Raw genomic sequence first — 17711 nt, 5'->3', positions numbered from 1 at the left:
CGCCCGCCCCCCTAGCCGGCGACTTTGCCGAAATCGGCCACCAGATGCATGGTGTCGCGCAGCCGGGCCAGCAGATTGAGCCGGTTCTTCCGCACGACCGGATCGGCATCGTTGACCAGAACCGCGGTAAAGAACGCATCGACCGGCGCGCGCAGCGTGGCCAGTTGGCCCATCGCGGCCTTGTAATCATCCTTGCCGACATGAGCGGCCACAGCAGTATGGACGGCGTCGATGGCTACGGCCAGCGCCGATTCCTCAGGCAATTTCAGCGCTGCCTGATCGACGGCGCCAGCATAAACGGTACCGTCCTTCTTCTCCTCGGCAGCGAGAATATTGGCGGCGCGCCTGTAGCCGGCGAGCAGGTTGGCGCCGTCATCGGTTGCCAGCAGGCTGGAAAGCGCCTCGGCCCGTTGGGTAATCTGCAGGATGTCATTGCTGTCGGTGGAAATAACCGCATCCACCAGATCATGCCGCGCGCCGGCATCGCGCAGGGAAACCTTGAGGCGGTCGTGGAAAAAGGCCAGAAGGTCCGGCTCGACGTCGAGCGGGAATTTGAGCCCGTTCTCGGTGATGATACGGATCACACCCAAAGCGGCGCGGCGCAGCGCGAAGGGATCGCGCGAGCCGGTCGGCTTTTCGTCGATAGACCAGAACCCGGACAGCACATTGAGCTTGTCGGCGAGAGCCACGGCGATGGACACCGGCTCGATCGGCACACGGTCGGAGGGACCGACGGGCTTGTAATGCATCTCGATGGCCTGGGCGATCTCTGGCTTCTCGCCCTGAGCGCTGGCGTAATAGCGACCCATCAGGCCCTGCAATTCGGGGAATTCGCCGACCATGCCGGTGATGAGATCGGCCTTGGCCAGCATGGCCGCGCGCTTGACGGTTTCGACATCGGCGCCCACCAGCGGCGCGATGCCCGCCGCAAGTTTGACCAGACGCTGCACCATGGCAAACTGGCTGCCCAGCTTGGCATGGAACACCATGTCTTCGAGCTTGGGCAGGCCATGCTCGAGCGGAATAGCGAGGTCGCCCTGATAGAAGAAGGCGGCGTCGGACAGGCGGGCGCGGATCACGCGCTCATTGCCGGCCACCACCGCAGCGCCGCCATCCGTGGGGATCGTATTGGCGGTAATGATGAAATTGGGCGCGAGCTTACCCGCCCCATCGCGCAGGCAGAAGCATTTCTGGTTGGCGCGGATCGTGGCAATGATCACTTCTTCAGGGAGTTTCAAAAACTCCGGATCGAAGCTGCCCAGCATCACATTGGGCCATTCCACCAGCCCGGCCACTTCCTCCAGCAGTCCCTCGTCATGGATGATCGTGAGGCCCTGCGCGAAGGCGAGATTGTCGGCATCATTGCGGATGATGTCCTTGCGGCGGTCGATGTCGAGCACCACCTTGGCGCGTTCCAGCGCCGCCGAATAATCCTCGAAGCGCTTCACGCGGATCGCATCGGGGGCGAGGAAGCGGTGGCCGAACGTGGTCTGCCCGGATTCCAGCCCCCCTATCGCGAACGGGACCAGGACCGGCTCATCATTCTCGGAGCCGAAAGTGGCGGTGATGGCGCGCAGCGGACGCACCCAATTGAAGCTGCCCGAACCCCAGCGCATCGACTTCGCCCAGGCAAAATCGGTCATGACCTTGGGCAGGATGGAGGACAGCAGGTCCACTGCATCAGCGCCCGGCCTTTCGATGGAGGCGACGTAGAAATCGCCCTTTTTGGGGTCGCTTTCCACCTTGGCTTCGGCGATCGAAGACAGCCCGGCAGCGCGCAGGAAGCCATCGATGGCCGGTTGTGGCGCGCCGACCTTGGGGCCCTTCTTTTCTTCGCGCGTATCGGGCGAGCGGGCTGGCAGGCCCGAAATCGTCAGCGCCAGCCGGCGCGGCGTGGCGAAGGCCCTGGCGCCCTCATAGACCAGGCCCGTATCCACCAATGCGTTGGTGACGGCCTTCTTGAGCTCCTCCGCCGCACGACGCTGGAAGCGGGCGGGGATTTCCTCGGAGAAGAGTTCGAGCAGAAGTTCGGGCATGGGGAATAACCGGATTTTGAGGAATGTGCGTGATTAGCGCGGGGGCGCTGGCTTGTCTATCGGCAAGCGGGGTCTACCACCCGCCGCCGCCGCCGCCACCGCCGCCGCCGCCCGAAAACCCGCCGCCACTCGAGCCCGAAGACGAGGCCTGCACCGGTTGCGCCGCAACCATTGCCGCCGCCATGCCGGCCGAGGCGGTGCCGATGGCCTTCGACAGGCTGCCCGAGGAGAAGGAGCGCCCGCCCGAATAAAAGCCGGGACTATAGCCCTCGCGCGCATCGCTCACCGCATTGCGTGCGAGTTCGGCCTCGAAATGCTCCGACCACGGCTTTTCCACGCCCAGCGCGATGGCATAGGGCAGGATGCGCTCGAAGCGCTCCACCGACATGGGCGGCTCGCCTACGATGTTGAGTCGGTTCTTTTCGGCTGTTTCCAGGTAGAGTCTGAAGCCGTCGATCTCGTCCATCACCTTGCGGCCCTGCACCGTGGGCGCGCGCATCAGGATGGAGAACACCACGCTGATCACCACCAGCGAGCCGGCGGCCAAAGCGGCATTGTTGATGGTGAGCCCGGTAAAGATGTCCAGCGCCCCGCCCGTCAAATTGGCGCCGAAAATGCCGATCCAGGCCAGGACGAACAGGCGGCTGAACCAATTGCCGGACTTGATGGCGCCGAACGCCGCCGAACCGATGATGCCGACCAGGATGCCGGCGACCACGGCGACGAAAAGCCAGACTGGCTCCAGCACATCGAAAAACACCATGGCCCCGATCATGGCGGCAGCCAGAACAAAGCTCAGCACCGCAAAGCCGGTATGGTTGTTGAACCAGACGGCGCGGTTTTCCCGTTCGATTGCGGCAGTGAGTTCGCCGCGCTTGGTGTTGAGATCGGGACCATTTTCCTTGTTGAAGGCGACCGATCCCTTGGCGGAAAAATAGTCGAACAGCACCTGTTCGCCGACTGACAGCTTTTCACCCGGTTGCTTGCCGGTGGCGATCACCGTCAATTCCTTGCCCGCATTGTCGATCCGCACCAGGCCCTTGACGCCGAGGTCGAAAATCGTCGCCGTCATGGCGTTCCAGCCCGAATTGCCGAAACCCCATTTATGCACGTAATGAGTAAGGGCCGGCGAAAAGCCCTTGGGCGGGTGGAAAAGCGGAATGATCGTGCCCTTGGGCGGATCGCGCCCGACGCGCAGCCAGGCTGTGAAATTGTAGAGCAGCAGCAGGAGCACCGAGCCGACAGCCAAAAGGGTTTCGCGCTGGTCGGAAATGGCCTGCAACAGGGCGTCGCCCCCCTCGGGATAGGCGACGATGCCTTTCTGAAACGAGAGGGCAAAGCTCATGCCTTCGCCCGGCCCCAGGGCGCGCTGGCTGCGAAAAATGGCGCTATTGTCGCTTTCGCGGGTTATGGTCACGGCCTGCTCGGTCGATCCGGCCGCGCCACTATAGGCGGAAAGATTGCGGATCACCGCCCCCTCGGGCAGACGCACGCGCGCCACGGCGGTGAGGATGGGAAAGTCCCAATAATTGCCGGTGGCGTTCCAATAGAGTTCGTCGCCGCCATCGGCGCTGGGCCGCACCATGCGCTCCATCGTATAATGGATCGCATAGCGGTGCTCGCCCCGGCGCAGGAGATTGTCGGGATCACCGATCCAGATGCGCTGGAAATCGCCCATGCGCTCGACCCGGAAAATTTCCGCCCTTCCGTCGCGCGTCACTGCCTGCACTTCGAGCGCGATGCGGATCTTGTTGCCGCTCTCGCCCAGCATGGTCACCGGGATGTCGCGATAGATGCCGCGCCTGATATCCACGCCCTCGGCATTGACGTCGATGGTTTCCACCACCGAGACCGAACCGTCCACGAGCAGGGTCACATCGCTGGCATAGGCGCGGAATTCCTCGCGAGCGTGTGCAGGGAAAGCAAGCGCGAACAACAGCGCCATCGCGAAAACAATGCGGGTGCAAAGAGCGGGTTTCGACATATCGGCTCCGTCGCCCCCTCCCCCTTGAGGGGAGGGTCGGGGTGGGGGTGCGGCGCTATCGGCCGGCGCTGCGGCTCACAAGGGCCTCGGGTTGTGCCCGCCCCTTCAAATCCAGATTAGAACTTCACCTGCGGCACAGCGCGCTCGGCGTCGTTTTCCAGCTCGAAATATTCGCTCTGGGTAAACTTGAACGCATTGGCGATGATGTTGGAGGGGAAGCTTTCCACCTGGATATTCAGATTGCGCACCGCGCCGTTGTAATAGCGGCGGGCCATCTGGATTTCGTCTTCGGTGGCCTGCAAGGCGGATTGGAATTCGAGAAAGGTCGTATTGGCCTTGAGGTCCGGATAGGCTTCGGCAATAGCCAGCAGGCGACCCAGGGCAGCGGAAAGCTCCCCTTCGGCCTTGGCGCGGGCTTCCGGTCCCGCGGCGGCGGCGCTCGTGGCCCGAGCGCGGGCGCTGACCACGGCATCGAGCGTTTCGCGCTCATGGGCCATATAGCCCTTCACCGTTTCCATCAGGTTGGGAATGAGGTCGGTGCGGCGCTTGAGCTGCACATCGATGCCCGACCAGCCTTCTCTCACCATCTGCCGGTTGGACACCAGGCTATTGTAAATGACGATGGCGTAGCCGGCGAGGCCAAGCACTATCGCTAAGATGACCCATTCCATAGGCGAAAACTCCCAAGCAACCCGATCAGAAAACAACGGCTCAGCGGCTCGGGACGCAACCGGAAGAACCTTGAATTATGGCGAACACTGTCAGGTCAAGCCAGCCAATGCAACGGCGCGCTTAGCCGGCAGGCTTGACTTCCGCCACGTAATCCCTAGCTTTCATATTATGACAACGCGCCTTTTCCATCGCTGCACCATTCTGCTCGCAGGATAGACGCCCTAGGCACGCTCTCGCCGGAGCCTGTTTAGGGCTCAAGGTATATCACATCCTATTCCCGGCGCCGGTCACCCCCAATTCATAATTATCGCTCCGCGTGCGGCTATTGGCCTGCACCCGAGCCCGAGGAGATTTAGCAATGAACGAAATCCGCCGCGACCTGTCGCCCGCCATCCTGCTGGGCAAGGCCGATCACACCAAGCTCAACGAACTGGCCATTGCCGGTCTCGACCGCATGCCCGAACTGGCCGATCGCCTGCTCGGCGAGCTCGACCGCGCCCGCGTCGTCGAAGACAAGAAAGTGCCCGAGGACGTCGCCCGCATGGGTTCGCGCGTCACCTATCGCACCAATGACGACAAGGAAGTGTCGGTCATTCTCGTCTATCCGGCTGACGCCAATATCGATGAGGGCAAGGTTTCGGTGATGACGCCCATCGGCACCGCCCTGATCGGGCTGCGCAAGGGCCAGTCCATCACCTGGCGCGACCGCGCCGACCGTCGCCACATGCTGACCGTGCTGGACGTGGAAGCCTCCGTCTCGGCCGAGTAATCAGTTCTCGATCGTCCGATCCATCGTCACCACCCGGCTCGTCCGGGTGGTCCATGCATCGATGAACTGGATTGCCCGGTCCGCGGATCAAGTCCGAGGATAGCCAGGCAATGACGAAAACTGCAATGCGGCGGATGCGCCGCCCAGTCTATTCCGCGCCGCCGCCGGCGGTCTGCAACCAGGCTTCGCCGCAGGCCTTGGCCAGCTCGCGGATGCGCAGGATATAGCTCTGCCGCTCGGTCACCGAGATCACGCCGCGCGCATCGAGCATGTTGAAATTATGCGAAGCCTTGACCACCTGCTCATAGGCCGGAATGGCCATGGTCTGCCGATTGCCATCCGCGCCCTTGGCGAGGATGGCGCGGCATTCCTTTTCCGCGTCGGCGAAGTGGCGGAAGAGGATTTCGGTGTCGGCAGCCTCGAAATTATACTTTGAGCTTTCCTGCTCGTTTTGCAGGAACACATCGCCATAGGTGACCTTTTCAGCGCCTTCGCGGCCATTGAAATTGAGGTCATAGACGTTTTCGACGCCCTGCACATACATGGCGAGCCGTTCGAGCCCATAGGTGATTTCGCCGGGCACCGGGGAACATTCGAAACCCGCAACCTGCTGAAAATAGGTGAACTGGCTGACTTCCATGCCGTCGCACCAGCACTCCCAGCCCAGACCCCAGGCGCCCAGGGTGGGGCTTTCCCAATCATCCTCGACGAAGCGGACATCGTGCAACGATTGATCAAGGCCGATGGCGGAAAGCGAGTCGAGATAGAGCTGCTGGATATTGTCCGGCGAGGGCTTCAGGATCACCTGGAACTGGTAATAGTGCTGGAGCCGGTTGGGATTCTCGCCATAGCGCCCGTCGGTGGGGCGGCGCGAGGGCTGCACATAGGCCGCCTTCCAGGGCCTGGGGCCCAGCGCCCGCAAAGTCGTCGCGGTATGGAACGTGCCCGCACCCATCTGCATGTCATAGGGTTGCAGGATGACGCAACCCTGTTCCGCCCAGAATTGCTGCAATGTCAGGATCAGACCCTGGAACGAATTCTTCGGGTCCATATGGGCGGGGCGAGCATTCATGATAAAGTCCTGCGGCAATTGGCTTGGTCGCGTTTCCGGGCCGCGAAGCCGGCGCAACCTTGCCTGAAACGCTCCAAGGCGGACAAACCTCTAGTTTGACGGCCCCGAACGGTCAATGGCGCTTGTCGGCCCCGTCCTTGCCGCCGGGCCGATAGGTACCGTCCTCGTCGCGCTTGAGTTCGATCACATCCGGGCGCTGGCGCTCAGCCAGATCGCGCTCGCGGCGGGCGAGGCGGGCATCTTCCTCGTCCTTCTTGAATTTGCCGGACCAGTCCAGCCAGATGCGGCGCAGGCCGAAATAGATGAGCAGGACAAGGCCGATAATAAGCAGGATGCGCAGCAGCATGAGAAAAACCTAGAGCCCCAGACGCGCCCAGACGGCGCGGTCCTCAATGGAATGGGTGACGTCTTCTACCATCGACTGGGCGGAAAATCCCAGCCGGGGCAGCGCGAAGAATGGCCGTTTCGGCGCAATATGCCTCAGCACCACCTCATCGCCGAAGCGCTCGCGCAAAGTGGCGTGAAGATCGCCGATGCCATCGACAAGACCCAGTTCGATCCCCCGCAGGCCGGTCCAATATTCGCCGGTGAACAAGGTGTCGTCGTCGGCCTTGAGCCGCCCCCTGCGGCCTGCCTTCACGTGATCGATGAATACCTGATGGATATCGAGCTCGAATTGCTTGATGCGTTCCACGTCTTCCGGCTTTTCCGGTAGGAACGGGTCGAGCGTGGATTTGTTGCGGCCCGCCGTATGAACGCGGCGCTCGATGCCCAGCCTGTCAATGGCACCGACAAAGCCGAAACTGGCCATGATGACGCCGATGGAACCAACAATGGAAGACGGATCGACAAGGATTTCATCCCCGGCCACGGCGATGAAATAGCCGCCCGAGGCCGCCGCGTCCTCGACAAAGACCAGAACCGGCTTGCCGTGCTGGTCAGCAAGGTCGCGGATGCGCTTGGAGATCAACCGGCTCTGCACCGGCGAGCCGCCCGGCGAATTGATGACGATGGCGATAAGCGGCGCCGCCTTCATGGCAAATGCGCGGGCCAGCAGGGGCTCGACCGAAGCAATATTGAGCCGGCCCGGTCGCTGTTCGGCGGCGATGACGCCATGCAGGCGCACCACGGGAATGACCGGCTTGCGGCGCATGATCCGGCTCAGCCAATGGCGCTTCGGCGCGTGCGTCTGGTTCATGGCCACTCCTTTGATTTTCCGCAAGATTTAGGTCGGTCGCGGCGAATTACCAGTCGAGCGCCGCTTTTCCCCGCAAAATCGCATCGAATTCGGGCGCAAAACCATTGTCCTCCGCCCCATGCAGCACCCGCGTCGCCAGCAGGGTCAGCGGCGCGCGCGAACCCTTGACGCCGCGCACCAGCACGCGCGTCGCCGCAGCGCCAGGGCGCGGCGCAAGCGGCATTATGGTGACGGCCCCGAAACGCTTGGCGAAAGCGGCGAGCAGTTCGGCCAATCCTTCGGCGGGATAAATCACAATCGCCTTGCCACCCGCCCGGGCGCTGGAGGCGGCGCAGCGCAGCCAGAGGTCGAGATCGCCCACCGCCATATGCCTGGCACCGGCCCGGTCGGCCTTTGGCGCAAGGGTGCCTCGTCCTGCAGCGAAAAAAGGCGGATTGGCGATGACGACGTCGTGCTCATTGTCGTCCAGCCCCGCCGCCCGTCGCAGATCGGCCTTGGCGGTGACATCGGCTTCGATGGCCAGGGCGCGATCGGCAAAGCCATTGCCGGCAATATTGTCCCGCGCCAGGGCCAGGGCGTCAGCATCGCGCTCCGCCAGCGTCGCCCGCTCGGCCCGCCCCAGCGCCAGCGCCACCAGCGCCGCTGCGCCGATTCCCGCTCCCAGATCGAGCAGGTTTTTCGTTCCTTCCGGTACGGAAGCGCCGAGCAGCACCGAATCGAGCCCGGCGCGAAAACCGTTGCGCGGCTGTGACATAGACAATATGCCGCCCAAAAAGGCATCGCGCGTTGGCGTTTGGTGTTTTACAAGATCGGCTGGCTGGTCTAGGGACATCGCACCCGGCTGGCTGGTTTTGCGCGATCCTACATGGCTCGCTGGGACGGTCTCAACCCGATTTGCCGCACAAGGCAACAAGGACGTAATGGCGGTGTCAGTTCTGCCCCAGAAAAAGCAAGCGCTGGAGATGAACCCGGTCGAACGGCTGATGGCCGCGACCGCTGCGGACATGGCGCGCGTCAATGACCTGATCCTGCAACGCGCCCAGTCGCATGTGGACATGGTGCCCGAACTGGCCCGCTATCTCATCGACAGTGGTGGCAAGCGCCTGCGCCCGATGCTGACCGTGGCCGCCGCGCTGCTGTTCGGCGGCGGCAAGGGCCATGCCATCAATTTCGCCGCCGCCGTCGAATTCATGCACAATGCGACCCTGCTGCACGATGATGTGGTGGACGAAAGCGACATGCGCCGAGGCAAGCCGGCCGCCCGCATGGTCTGGGGAAACAAGGCTTCCATTCTCGTCGGCGACTTCCTGCTCGGTCAGGCCTTCATGATGATGGTGGAAACTGGCGACATCGCGGCGCTGGGCGTGCTCTCTGCCGCCTCCGCCGTCATGGCCGAGGGCGAAGTGTTCCAGCTCGCCAAGACCGGCGACCTCGAAACCAGCGCCGAGGACTATGCCGAAGTCATCCGCGCCAAGACCGCAATATTGTTCGAAGCCGCCTGCAAGGTGGGCGCCATGTCGGGCGGCGCCGATGAAGCAGGCTGCGAAGCACTGGCGCTTTATGGGCTCGAACTGGGCAATGCCTTCCAATTGGTGGACGACGCCCTCGATTATGGCGGCGAGAGCGGCGCGCTGGGCAAGAATGTCGGCGACGACCTGCGCGAGGGCAAGATGACCCTGCCGGTCATCCTGGCGCTACAGGCGGCCAGCGAGAGCGAACGCTCTCTCATCGCTGCCGCGCTCGGCAACGAAGATGCCAGCGACCTCGAAGTGCATCAGGTGGTTGCGATCTTCAACCGCTACGACACCTTGCGCCGGACATTGGACAAGGCGCAGGACCATGCAAGCGCTGCCATCGCCGCCCTCGCCTCCCTGCCCGACAGCGAGATGAAAACCATCCTCGCCGAAGTGGTGGACCACAGCGTCGGTCGCGCCAGCTGAAGCAGCCCCGCCTGCCTCCCGGCAGGAAGACCCGAAAGCACCACCTTACTTCGTCATTGCCCGGACAAGCTAGGCAATGACGAAGGAAGGTGACAGGGGATGATGCCGACTGATGGGGCCCGCATCTGCGTCCTGCGCGAAACAGCAAGTGCCCTAAAATGGCGGCGTGAAGCTCTCGGCCTTTTGCGGCTTGAACGGAGCCATGCCTTCGCGGGCCAGTTCATCGGCGCGCTCGTTCAACTCGTCGCCATTGTGGCCCTTGACCCAATGCCAGGAAATCTCGTGCCGTTTGGTCGCTTCATCCAGCGCTTGCCAGAGTTCGGCATTTTTTACCGGCTTCTTGTCCGCGGTTCTCCAGCCATTGCGCTTCCAGCCGTGAATCCAGCTCTGGACACCGTTTTTCACGTATTGGCTGTCGGTGTGAATTTCGACCGTGCAGGACCGGGTGAGCGCGGTAAGCGCCTCGATCGCGGCGGTGAGCTCCATCCGGTTGTTGGTGGTGAGGGCCTCGCCGCCCTTCAATTCCTTACGGTGCCGGCCGAATTGCAGGATCGCGCCCCAGCCGCCGGGACCGGGATTGCCCGAACAGGCGCCATCGGTATGGATGATGACCACATCGCTCATCGGCCCGCATTCGCTTCGAGGCTGCGCAGGATTTTGGGGATGTTGAAGGCGATGTGCTCTTCGGCGGTGGTGACCGTCTCGACCTTGACGCTGTAGCGTTCGGCAAAGGCGTCAATCACCTCTTCCACAAGGCTTTCGGGGGCCGAGGCCCCGGCACTGACACCCAGCGAGCCGAGATTGTCATAGAGCGACCAGTCGATATCGCTGGCGCGGTCCACCAGCGTGGCGACCTTGCAGCCGGAGCGCAGGGCCACTTCCACCAGCCGTTGGGAATTGGAGGAATGGGGCGAGCCGACCACGATCATCGCCTCCACGCGCGGCGCCACCGCCTTGATCGATTCCTGCCGATTGGTGGTAGCGTAGCAGATGTCTTCCTTGTGCGGCCCGTTGATTGCCGGGAAGCGCGCCCGGAGCGCGGCGACGATTTCGCGCGTGTCATCGACCGACAAAGTGGTCTGGGTGACGAAGGCCAGCGTCTGCGGATCCTTCGGTTCAAACCGATTGGCGTCTTCAACGGTCTCGATGAGGCTGACCGCGCCTTGCGGCAATTGGCCCATCGTGCCGATCACTTCGGGATGGCCGGCATGGCCGATCAGCACGATTTCGTGACCTTCCTCGAAATGGCGCGACGCCTCGACATGCACCTTGGACACCAGCGGGCAGGTGGCGTCGAGGAAGAACATGTTGCGCGACCGCGCTTCGGCCGGCACGCTCTTGGGTACGCCATGGGCGGAAAAGACCACCGGCGCCTCGGTATCGGGGATTTCCTCGAGTTCCTCGACAAAGATGGCGCCCTTGGCCTCAAGGCTCTCCACCACATATTTGTTGTGGACGATGGCGTGGCGCACATAGACCGGCGCGCCGTATTTTTTCAGCGCCAGTTCAACGATCTGGATCGCGCGATCCACGCCGGCGCAAAATCCGCGCGGGGCGCAGAGCAGAATGTCGAGGTGCGGCCTTTTTTCCATGCCAGATCAGATGCTTTCAGAGCCCCGGCAAGTCAAGTGCTGTTGCAGCCGCGCGGGGCATGGGCAATATGTGTTTTCAGCCTAGGAAGGAAAGTCGTCGTGAGTTTGGCGCAGGAAATGTTTGCGATTGTTCCCGCTTTGGGGAACGCGAACCTGAGCGCCAGCCAGCTCAAACTGCTCGCCGGCAAGGCCCGCTGGATCTTTCGCGTCGGCGAGGCGGGCTTTCCTACTATCCCCACCATCGCCATTACCCGCGCCGCCTGGGACGAATTGCAGGCCGAGCGTGGTCGCCGCGACATAAGGTTGCGCACCCATTGGGTCGCGTGCCTCTTCAAGCTGGTCGGCAAGGATGGCAAGCCGCCCATGCTGGTCGTGCGCACCTCTGCCGCCAGCCACAATGGCGGGCTGATGCCGGCCCGGATCGGCATCGCGGCTCCGGCGGCGCCCGAAGATGCCGTCGATCCGGCGCGGCCACTGGCGCGGGCCATCAAGCAGGCATTCGAATCCTACGGCTTTTCCGGTCGCGGCTGGGGCGTGCGGTCCGATGATGACCGGGCGCGCCAGATCGTATTGGTGCAGGCCGTCGCCGAGGGCGCGATCGAGCAATTCGTCACCCGCAATGTCACCACCGGGGCGCTGGGCCCGGCGCCGCTCACCGGCGGGCTGTTGCCGCGCCTTCCGGACAACGTCAATGCCCTGATCGCGCTGCTCGACGCCAAGGCCGGACGTCATATGAGTTGCCTCGTCGCCGTGCATCGCGGCGACGTGCAATTTCTCTCCGCCCGCTCGGTTCAGGCCAGCGCCGGGGCGGAACTTGAAGCGGCAGTCGATCGCGTCGAGCGCAAGATCTGGACCCCGCATAATGCCGTGACCCGCGCCGATCCCAATCGGCTGGCCCAGGTTCTGCACCCGCGCCTTAAATCGCCTGAGGGCGTGTCGCCCATCGCCATGGGGCTGGGTGTTTCACCCGGCGCGGCCAGCGGCATCATCGTTTTCAACGCCGAGGATGCGGCGCGGCTCCGCGCCAGGGGCAAGCATTGCATCCTCGTGGTCAATGAGACCGGCCCGGCCGACATCGAGGGCATGAAGGCGGCTACCGGCATCCTGACGGCGCGTGGCGGCATGTCGAGCCATGCCGGGGTGATCGCCCGCATCACCGGCAAGCCCTGCGTCGCCGGCGTGCGGACGCTGGCCGTCGACGCCACCGAAATGGCCTGCTGGATCGGGGATCGCGAATTCCGCGCCGGCGACCGGTTGACCATCGATGGCAGCGATGGCGCGGTCTATCTGGGTACCTTGCCGCTGGCGCAGCCGCAGATCGGCGGGGCCATCGGCAAAATGCTCAAATGGTCCGATGCCAGCCGCACCATCGCGGTGCGGACCAATGCCGAGACCGTGGAAGCCGCGCAGACGGCGCTGAGCTTCGGCGCCGAGGGCATTGGCCTTGCCCGATCCGAGCATATGTTCTTCTCGCCCGAGCGCATGGTGGCGCTGCGCCGCATGATCCTCTCCGAAGACGAGGATGCGCGCTCCAAGGCCATTGCGGGGCTCGTGCACTACCAGACCGGCGATTATTCGACGCTCTTTGCGGCGATGAAGGGCCTGCCGGTCAATGTGCGGCTGTTCGATCCGCCGTTGCACGAATTCCTGCCGCGCACCGATGAGGAAATCGAGGAAACCGCCGCTTCGCTCGGCGTGGCGGTCCGCGCCCTGCGGCTGCGGCTGGAGCGGATTGCCGAAATCAACCCCATGCTCGGCCATCGCGGCGTCAGGCTGGCCATCACCTATCCCGAAATCCTGCAAATGCAGATGCAGGCTGTCCTCGCCGGTGCAAGGGCTGCCAGCGAAAAGCAGGCCGAGCCGGTGGCCGTGGAGGTGATGATCCCCTTCGTTTCCACCGCCAGCGAAGTCGCATGGGTGCGCGAACGCGCCATGGCCGTACTCAACAATTCCGGGCTCGCTCATTCCGACCGCGTGCACTTTTCCCTGGGCACGATGATCGAATTGCCGCGCGCCTGCCTGCGGGTCGGCGACATCGCGGCGCTGGTCGATTTCATCTCCTTCGGCACCAATGACCTGACCCAGACCACCTTTGGCATTTCCCGCGACGACGCGCCCACTTTCCTCGCCGCCTATCAGCGCAAGGGCGTTTATGAGCGCGATCCCTTCGTCAATATCGACGAAAAGGGCGTGGGCGAGATGATCGCCATTGCCATCGAGCGGGGCAGGGCAGCCAATCCAAGGCTCAAGATCGGCATTTGCGGCGAACATGCGGGCGATCCGGTATCGCTCAAGTTTTTCGCCGGGCTCGGCATCGACTATGTGTCCTGCTCACCCTATCGTGTTCCGGTGGCCCGGCTGACCTTGGCGCAGGCTTCGGCTTAAACTGGCGCAGGAAATACCCATATAGGGGCAAGGCGATAGGCCGGTCATCGGGCCACAGTGAAGGGGCATTGCGCTCGTGAAAAGATTTCTTGTCGTTCTGGCTGTGCCGGTATTTCTGGCTCTGGGCGGGCAGGCCAATGCCCAGACGGGTGCGCAATGCGCCGCCATCGACGACGATGGCGCAAGGCTCGTCTGTTACGACGAGGTGTTCCGCACGGCATCCTCACTACCCGATGCAAGTGCGGTGGTCTTTGAATCCGAGCAATTGATCCCCGCGCGCCCCAGCGGCCGTGCGCCGGCCACCATTACCGTGTCCTGCCAGCCCAATGGCTTGCAGATCGCGTTCGGCTTTGCCGGCAATACCCTCTCCTCGCTGGGCAATGATGTGGGCATGACGCTGCAATATGATCTGACACGGCGCAGCAGCACCCTGCCTGTGAATGCCGACAACACCGCCGTTCTGATCGACAATAGTCGCGACGCGCTGACCTTTATCGACAATCTGGCAGGCGTCACCAATCTCACCGTGCGGGTCACTCCCACCAGCGCCCGGACCCTTTCGGTCCGCTTCCGCGTGGATGCCTTTGCCCAGAACGTCGTGCCGGTCGTGGCTGCTTGTTCCTGACACGAGCCGACGCCGGCGGCCCCCGCGTCCATTATGCCGCAGCCATTTCCCGGGCCTACCGCACCTTTGCCATGACGTCGCCCTGTCGTGGCCGCGAACCCCATTTACTCCGCGCTAACCCTAATAGGAGATGATCAGGCTCTCCGGCATTTGAGCGTCACATTTGCCGGGCTTGAGTTTTGTAGTGTAGCGTTGAGTAGCGTTTATGGCCCTTTCCCACCGGCCCCAGGTGCGTCCGCACCGGGTCAGAGCGGTTAGCCGGGGACTTGCCCTTGTCAGGACGATGACAATGGGCGTCGTCGCATCCCTTGCCTATCTGGGCCTCGCCAATGGCGCGTTCGGCCCCGCATCCGGCCCGTTGGGCGATTATGGAGTGCCGGGACAGCCGGCGCCGCAAGCCGCGCTCGCCAGTCTCACTTATTCGGGCGTCGACCCCATCATTACCGGCTCGGTCGATCACCTGTTCGCCGCCGCCGGCTTTACCGGCCCCAATCGCGCCGAAAAGACCGACCGGGTTCGTCCTGCTGTCGATGCCATGGCCATTGCCAAAAGCTTTGAATCGGCGCGGACGCGCCTTGCCGCTTTGCGCGCACCCGCCGATCCGGCGGTATTCGGCCAATCGAGCTTTGCCGATGCGGGCGAGGCTGAAGAGCCCGGCCCGCGTATGTCGGTGGCTTCGCTCCACCCCAATGCCGCGGCCGCGCTCGACGCCATTGCCGGCATTGCACCCGGCAGCCGCGACAATCTGGGCGTGACCATGCCCGAAACCATGCCCGAGCAATTGGCCTATGCCCGTGCCGATATGCCGGTGACGGTGCAATCGCCTGCGCCCGAAGACCTTAAGGTCTCGGATCGCGAGCTCTGGTGCCTTGCGACGGCGATCTACTTCGAAGCACGCGGCGAGAGTTATCGCGGCCAGGCGGCGGTGGCGCAGGTAGTGATGAACCGCACCAAGGATCACCGCTATCCCGACACGATCTGCGGCGTGGTGTTTCAGAACCAGCATCGCAAGAATGCCTGCCAGTTCTCCTTTGCCTGCGATGGCATTCCCGAAGTGGTCAACGAGCGCAAGCCCTGGGAACAGGCGGAAGACATTGCCCGCCAGGTGGCCGGCAATACGCTTTATCTGACCGAAGTGGGCGACGCGACCCATTACCACGCCACCTATGTGCGGCCCCCTTGGGCTCCGCGCATGGAAAAGGTGACCCAGATCGGGCTGCACGTATTCTACAAGTTCAAGCGCGGCTGGCTTTTCGGCTAATTGCCGATGGCAATGAAGGAATTGCCGTTGGACGTCGCCATGCCCTGCCATCGTCCGAACGACCAGAAGGCAAAGAAATTGCCGCGGGGCCCGACTTCCTCGACTTCAATGCCGGGATAGAGCACGTGTTTCGAGGTCAGGGCATCGGTCGAATAGGTGCCGGTGGCCGTCGTGGTGATGCTGACATAGCTGACCTTGCCGGCCTCGATCTTCTTGACCTGCGCGCTGGATAGCGGATCGGTCGAAACCCAGTCGGCATAGCGGACCTGGTATTCGCGGTCGCCGAACTTCACCAGTTTTCCGGTGTCGAAACCTGCCGGCATTTCGTCGGCCAATGCCGGCAAAACATAACCCGGGCCGATGGCGGCCAGGGCCGAGGCGCAGATGGCGCCCAGCGTCATTCCCAAAAGCATGTGACGTGTCGGCAGGTTCATGGCGGCGACTCGGTCTGTCTCAATTCGGCACACTTGCCTTAACGGATCAGTAACCATCTTGCCGCCAGCCAGCGACGGAAATTCGCGATTATGGTTAATATTCTCTGAAGGGCTCAGGAGGCCAGGACGCTAATGGCTTCAAATGTCTCGATAAATCGCACATGCGCCTGTTGAGTGGGCCAGGGGCGGATCAGCCGGTCGAAAGCCTCGACGTCAAAAGCCGGCTGGGCCGGCGCGCCGAACAGCTTGCTGGCCTCGGCCGGATCGAAACCTGCGAGGTGAGTCGCTTCGAAAAAGGCGGCTTCCTGATCGGCCTTTTTCACCTGTTTGCGGATAGTCGCCTGCATGGTCGCGGGCAGGGAGAAGCGCAGGTAAATCGCTGACAATAAACGGTTTTCGACATCTTTGTAATTTCCACCCATCGCCGCCTTGAAGGGGGAGATGATGTCGCCCATGACATATTCGGGCGCGTCGTGGAGCAACGCCTGCAATTGCGCTTCGGGGGTGGCGCCGGGATTGGCGGCGCGGAACAATTCGAGCACCAGAACCGAATGCTGGGCGACAGAAAAGGGATAGTCGCCAATGGTTTGCCCGTTCCAGCGGGCCACGCGCGCCAGCCCATGGGCAATGTCGGACAATTCCACATCGACGGGCGAGGGATCGAGAATATCGAGGCGGCGACCGGACAGCATGCGCTGCCAGGCACGAAAGCTTTGGCGTGACATCAGGCTCGAATTGGTTGGCAGACTGTTAACACCAAGACTAGCAGATCAAGCCGATTCGAGAACGGAGCGTGACGACCCGCGCTATTCGGCCTCGCCACCAGCCTCGCCGAACCGATAATTCGCCCAATCGGGCAGTGCGAGGCGTACCGGCTTCCCGTCCACGCGTGCAGCCTCGATATCGGTGATCCGGTCCAGCCGCAGGATAGCCAGCGCCTTGCCGTCCACCACCTGGCCGATATTTCCCGCATCGCGCCCTCCGGCCTCGATGGGGCTGCCCGCCGCCGCCGTCTCGATGCCCGAGACGATGACCGGACGCCGCCGTGCGGTGCCGCGATGTTTCATGCGCGACACCACTTCCTGGCCGACATAACAGCCTTTGACGAAGTCGATGCCGTCGAGGATGTCGAGGCCGATATCGTGGGCGAAGGCGTCATTGGCCGGAAAGTCATTGCCCTGATGAAGGATGCCATTGGCGATGCGGATGGCGTGATAGGCGCTATCGTCCTCGACCCAATCGGCTGTATCCTCAAGAAGGGCAATGACCTGCCAGCCCAATTGCACGGGGCCGAGCCGGTCGCGCGCTGCGCCGGGCAGATCCTCGCGGGAAAAGCCGACGCGATGGGTGGCGCGAAGATCATCGATCTCCACTTTGGCGCGCAACCGATACATGCGCATGCGCTTGAAGAAATCGTCTGCGACGCTGAGATGGGTGTCGAGCCAGACCGCGTCCTCACGCCACACGGCCAGCCCTTCGGCCAAAATCTTGCCCTGCGGCGAAAGCAGCGCCCAACTGGCGGCCTCGCCCTCCTTGTCTGGGACATGGCCGGTGACCACATCATTGACCAGCTTATGGGCATCGGCTCCGGAAAACCGGAACAGGGCGCGGTCGGCGCGCAGGATCGTGGCCATGACAAGCTCCACGCAAAGGGGTTGCCGCTTTCGCGGGAATGGCCCGCGCGTGGGATGGACAGACAAGGCGGCCAGCTTCTAGAACCAGACGCAATCCAACCAGCCGGGG

General features: G+C 63.0%; 17 protein-coding genes. 5 read left to right on the top strand and 12 right to left on the bottom strand.

What is annotated here, in order from left to right; translation table 11 throughout:
• Window positions 1-11: 11 nt before the first annotated feature.
• The 3 genes from glyS to H0482_RS12090 all read right to left on the bottom strand — a co-directional run bounded on the left by glyS (window position 12) and on the right by H0482_RS12090 (window position 4691).
• Window positions 12-2036: a glycine--tRNA ligase subunit beta gene (glyS, locus tag H0482_RS12100; RefSeq protein ID WP_193730320.1), complete on the bottom strand. Its 2025-nt coding sequence runs from the start codon at window positions 2034-2036 to the stop codon at window positions 12-14.
• A 73-nt stretch (window positions 2037-2109) separates the two neighbouring features.
• A complete protein-coding gene (locus H0482_RS12095) occupies window positions 2110-4020 on the bottom strand; it encodes a DUF2207 domain-containing protein (protein ID WP_193730319.1) in 1911 nt (636 codons plus the stop codon).
• A 116-nt stretch (window positions 4021-4136) separates the two neighbouring features.
• A complete protein-coding gene (locus tag H0482_RS12090) occupies window positions 4137-4691 on the bottom strand; it encodes a LemA family protein (protein ID WP_193730318.1) in 555 nt (184 codons plus the stop codon).
• Window positions 4692-5050: 359 nt separating this feature from the next.
• Between H0482_RS12090 and rnk the strand changes: the two genes are divergently transcribed.
• Complete coding sequence (rnk, locus tag H0482_RS12085; protein WP_193730317.1) at window positions 5051-5461, top strand: nucleoside diphosphate kinase regulator; 411 nt, start codon at window positions 5051-5053, stop codon at window positions 5459-5461.
• A 148-nt stretch (window positions 5462-5609) separates the two neighbouring features.
• On the opposite strand, the gene H0482_RS12080 is transcribed toward rnk, so the two are convergent.
• From H0482_RS12080 to H0482_RS12065, 4 genes are all read right to left on the bottom strand, one after another.
• Window positions 5610-6533, bottom strand: a complete 924-nt coding sequence (locus H0482_RS12080; RefSeq protein WP_230989610.1) for a glycine--tRNA ligase subunit alpha — start codon at window positions 6531-6533, stop codon at window positions 5610-5612.
• 112 nt (window positions 6534-6645) lie between these two features.
• Window positions 6646-6879 (bottom strand): hypothetical protein, encoded by a 234-nt coding sequence (locus tag H0482_RS12075; RefSeq protein ID WP_193730316.1) that lies wholly within the window; start codon window positions 6877-6879, stop codon window positions 6646-6648.
• Window positions 6880-6888: 9 nt separating this feature from the next.
• Entirely contained in the window at window positions 6889-7731 is an 843-nt protein-coding gene (locus tag H0482_RS12070; RefSeq protein ID WP_193730315.1) for a S49 family peptidase, read from the bottom strand.
• Between the two features lie 46 nt (window positions 7732-7777).
• Window positions 7778-8485, bottom strand: coding sequence for a tRNA1(Val) (adenine(37)-N6)-methyltransferase (locus tag H0482_RS12065; RefSeq protein WP_230989609.1), 708 nt, complete (start codon window positions 8483-8485; stop codon window positions 7778-7780).
• 166 nt (window positions 8486-8651) lie between these two features.
• Here H0482_RS12065 and H0482_RS12060 point away from each other — a divergent pair, with 166 nt between their 5' ends.
• Window positions 8652-9671: a polyprenyl synthetase family protein gene (locus tag H0482_RS12060; protein ID WP_193730313.1), complete on the top strand. Its 1020-nt coding sequence runs from the start codon at window positions 8652-8654 to the stop codon at window positions 9669-9671.
• A 153-nt stretch (window positions 9672-9824) separates the two neighbouring features.
• Here the strand turns inward: H0482_RS12060 and rnhA are convergent, their stop codons facing one another.
• Both rnhA and ispH read right to left on the bottom strand, forming a co-directional pair.
• Complete coding sequence (gene rnhA / locus H0482_RS12055) at window positions 9825-10295, bottom strand: ribonuclease HI (RefSeq protein ID WP_193730312.1); 471 nt, start codon at window positions 10293-10295, stop codon at window positions 9825-9827.
• Window positions 10292-11263 (bottom strand): 4-hydroxy-3-methylbut-2-enyl diphosphate reductase, encoded by a 972-nt coding sequence (gene ispH / locus H0482_RS12050; RefSeq protein ID WP_193730311.1) that lies wholly within the window; start codon window positions 11261-11263, stop codon window positions 10292-10294. The genes rnhA and ispH overlap by 4 nt, the downstream gene beginning before the upstream one ends.
• A gap of 99 nt (window positions 11264-11362) precedes the next feature.
• Between ispH and H0482_RS12045 the strand changes: the two genes are divergently transcribed.
• From H0482_RS12045 to H0482_RS12035, 3 genes are all read left to right on the top strand, one after another.
• Window positions 11363-13648, top strand: a complete 2286-nt coding sequence (locus tag H0482_RS12045; RefSeq protein ID WP_193730310.1) for a putative PEP-binding protein — start codon at window positions 11363-11365, stop codon at window positions 13646-13648.
• Between the two features lie 76 nt (window positions 13649-13724).
• Window positions 13725-14273, top strand: a complete 549-nt coding sequence (locus H0482_RS12040; protein WP_193730309.1) for a hypothetical protein — start codon at window positions 13725-13727, stop codon at window positions 14271-14273.
• A 289-nt stretch (window positions 14274-14562) separates the two neighbouring features.
• Window positions 14563-15534: a cell wall hydrolase gene (locus tag H0482_RS12035; RefSeq protein ID WP_230989608.1), complete on the top strand. Its 972-nt coding sequence runs from the start codon at window positions 14563-14565 to the stop codon at window positions 15532-15534.
• On the opposite strand, the gene H0482_RS12030 is transcribed toward H0482_RS12035, so the two are convergent.
• The 3 genes from H0482_RS12030 to ygfZ all read right to left on the bottom strand — a co-directional run bounded on the left by H0482_RS12030 (window position 15531) and on the right by ygfZ (window position 17602).
• Window positions 15531-15968, bottom strand: a complete 438-nt coding sequence (locus tag H0482_RS12030) for a hypothetical protein (protein ID WP_193730307.1) — start codon at window positions 15966-15968, stop codon at window positions 15531-15533. The two genes, H0482_RS12035 and H0482_RS12030, sit on opposite strands and share 4 nt — an antisense overlap.
• Window positions 15969-16081: 113 nt before the next feature.
• The gene (locus H0482_RS12025; protein ID WP_193730306.1) at window positions 16082-16693 is read right to left on the bottom strand and encodes a YfbR-like 5'-deoxynucleotidase; all 612 of its coding nucleotides are present in this window, start codon (window positions 16691-16693) and stop codon (window positions 16082-16084) included.
• 81 nt (window positions 16694-16774) lie between these two features.
• Complete coding sequence (ygfZ, locus tag H0482_RS12020) at window positions 16775-17602, bottom strand: CAF17-like 4Fe-4S cluster assembly/insertion protein YgfZ (protein ID WP_193730305.1); 828 nt, start codon at window positions 17600-17602, stop codon at window positions 16775-16777.
• Window positions 17603-17711: the final 109 nt, after the last annotated feature.

The sequence above is a fragment of the Devosia faecipullorum genome, assembly GCF_015158295.1.
GTDB classification, from domain to species: Bacteria; Pseudomonadota; Alphaproteobacteria; order Rhizobiales; family Devosiaceae; genus Devosia; species Devosia faecipullorum.
This window is presented reverse-complemented; position numbering and strand designations above follow the sequence as displayed.

Coding starts and splice junctions, on each gene's coding strand:
- glyS (WP_193730320.1), bottom strand. CDS start 2,036: ATGCCCGAACTTCTGCTCGAACTCTTCTCCGAGGAAATCCCCGCCCGC.
- rnk (WP_193730317.1), top strand. CDS start 5,051: ATGAACGAAATCCGCCGCGACCTGTCGCCCGCCATCCTGCTGGGCAAG.
- H0482_RS12030 (WP_193730307.1), bottom strand. CDS start 15,968: ATGAACCTGCCGACACGTCACATGCTTTTGGGAATGACGCTGGGCGCC.
- rnhA (WP_193730312.1), bottom strand. CDS start 10,295: ATGAGCGATGTGGTCATCATCCATACCGATGGCGCCTGTTCGGGCAAT.
- H0482_RS12065 (WP_230989609.1), bottom strand. CDS start 8,485: ATGTCACAGCCGCGCAACGGTTTTCGCGCCGGGCTCGATTCGGTGCTG.
- H0482_RS12060 (WP_193730313.1), top strand. CDS start 8,652: ATGGCGGTGTCAGTTCTGCCCCAGAAAAAGCAAGCGCTGGAGATGAAC.
- H0482_RS12095 (WP_193730319.1), bottom strand. CDS start 4,020: ATGTCGAAACCCGCTCTTTGCACCCGCATTGTTTTCGCGATGGCGCTG.
- H0482_RS12090 (WP_193730318.1), bottom strand. CDS start 4,691: ATGGAATGGGTCATCTTAGCGATAGTGCTTGGCCTCGCCGGCTACGCC.
- H0482_RS12080 (WP_230989610.1), bottom strand. CDS start 6,533: ATGAATGCTCGCCCCGCCCATATGGACCCGAAGAATTCGTTCCAGGGT.
- ygfZ (WP_193730305.1), bottom strand. CDS start 17,602: ATGGCCACGATCCTGCGCGCCGACCGCGCCCTGTTCCGGTTTTCCGGA.
- H0482_RS12025 (WP_193730306.1), bottom strand. CDS start 16,693: ATGTCACGCCAAAGCTTTCGTGCCTGGCAGCGCATGCTGTCCGGTCGC.
- H0482_RS12075 (WP_193730316.1), bottom strand. CDS start 6,879: ATGCTGCTGCGCATCCTGCTTATTATCGGCCTTGTCCTGCTCATCTAT.
- H0482_RS12070 (WP_193730315.1), bottom strand. CDS start 7,731: ATGAACCAGACGCACGCGCCGAAGCGCCATTGGCTGAGCCGGATCATG.
- H0482_RS12035 (WP_230989608.1), top strand. CDS start 14,563: ATGGGCGTCGTCGCATCCCTTGCCTATCTGGGCCTCGCCAATGGCGCG.
- ispH (WP_193730311.1), bottom strand. CDS start 11,263: ATGGAAAAAAGGCCGCACCTCGACATTCTGCTCTGCGCCCCGCGCGGA.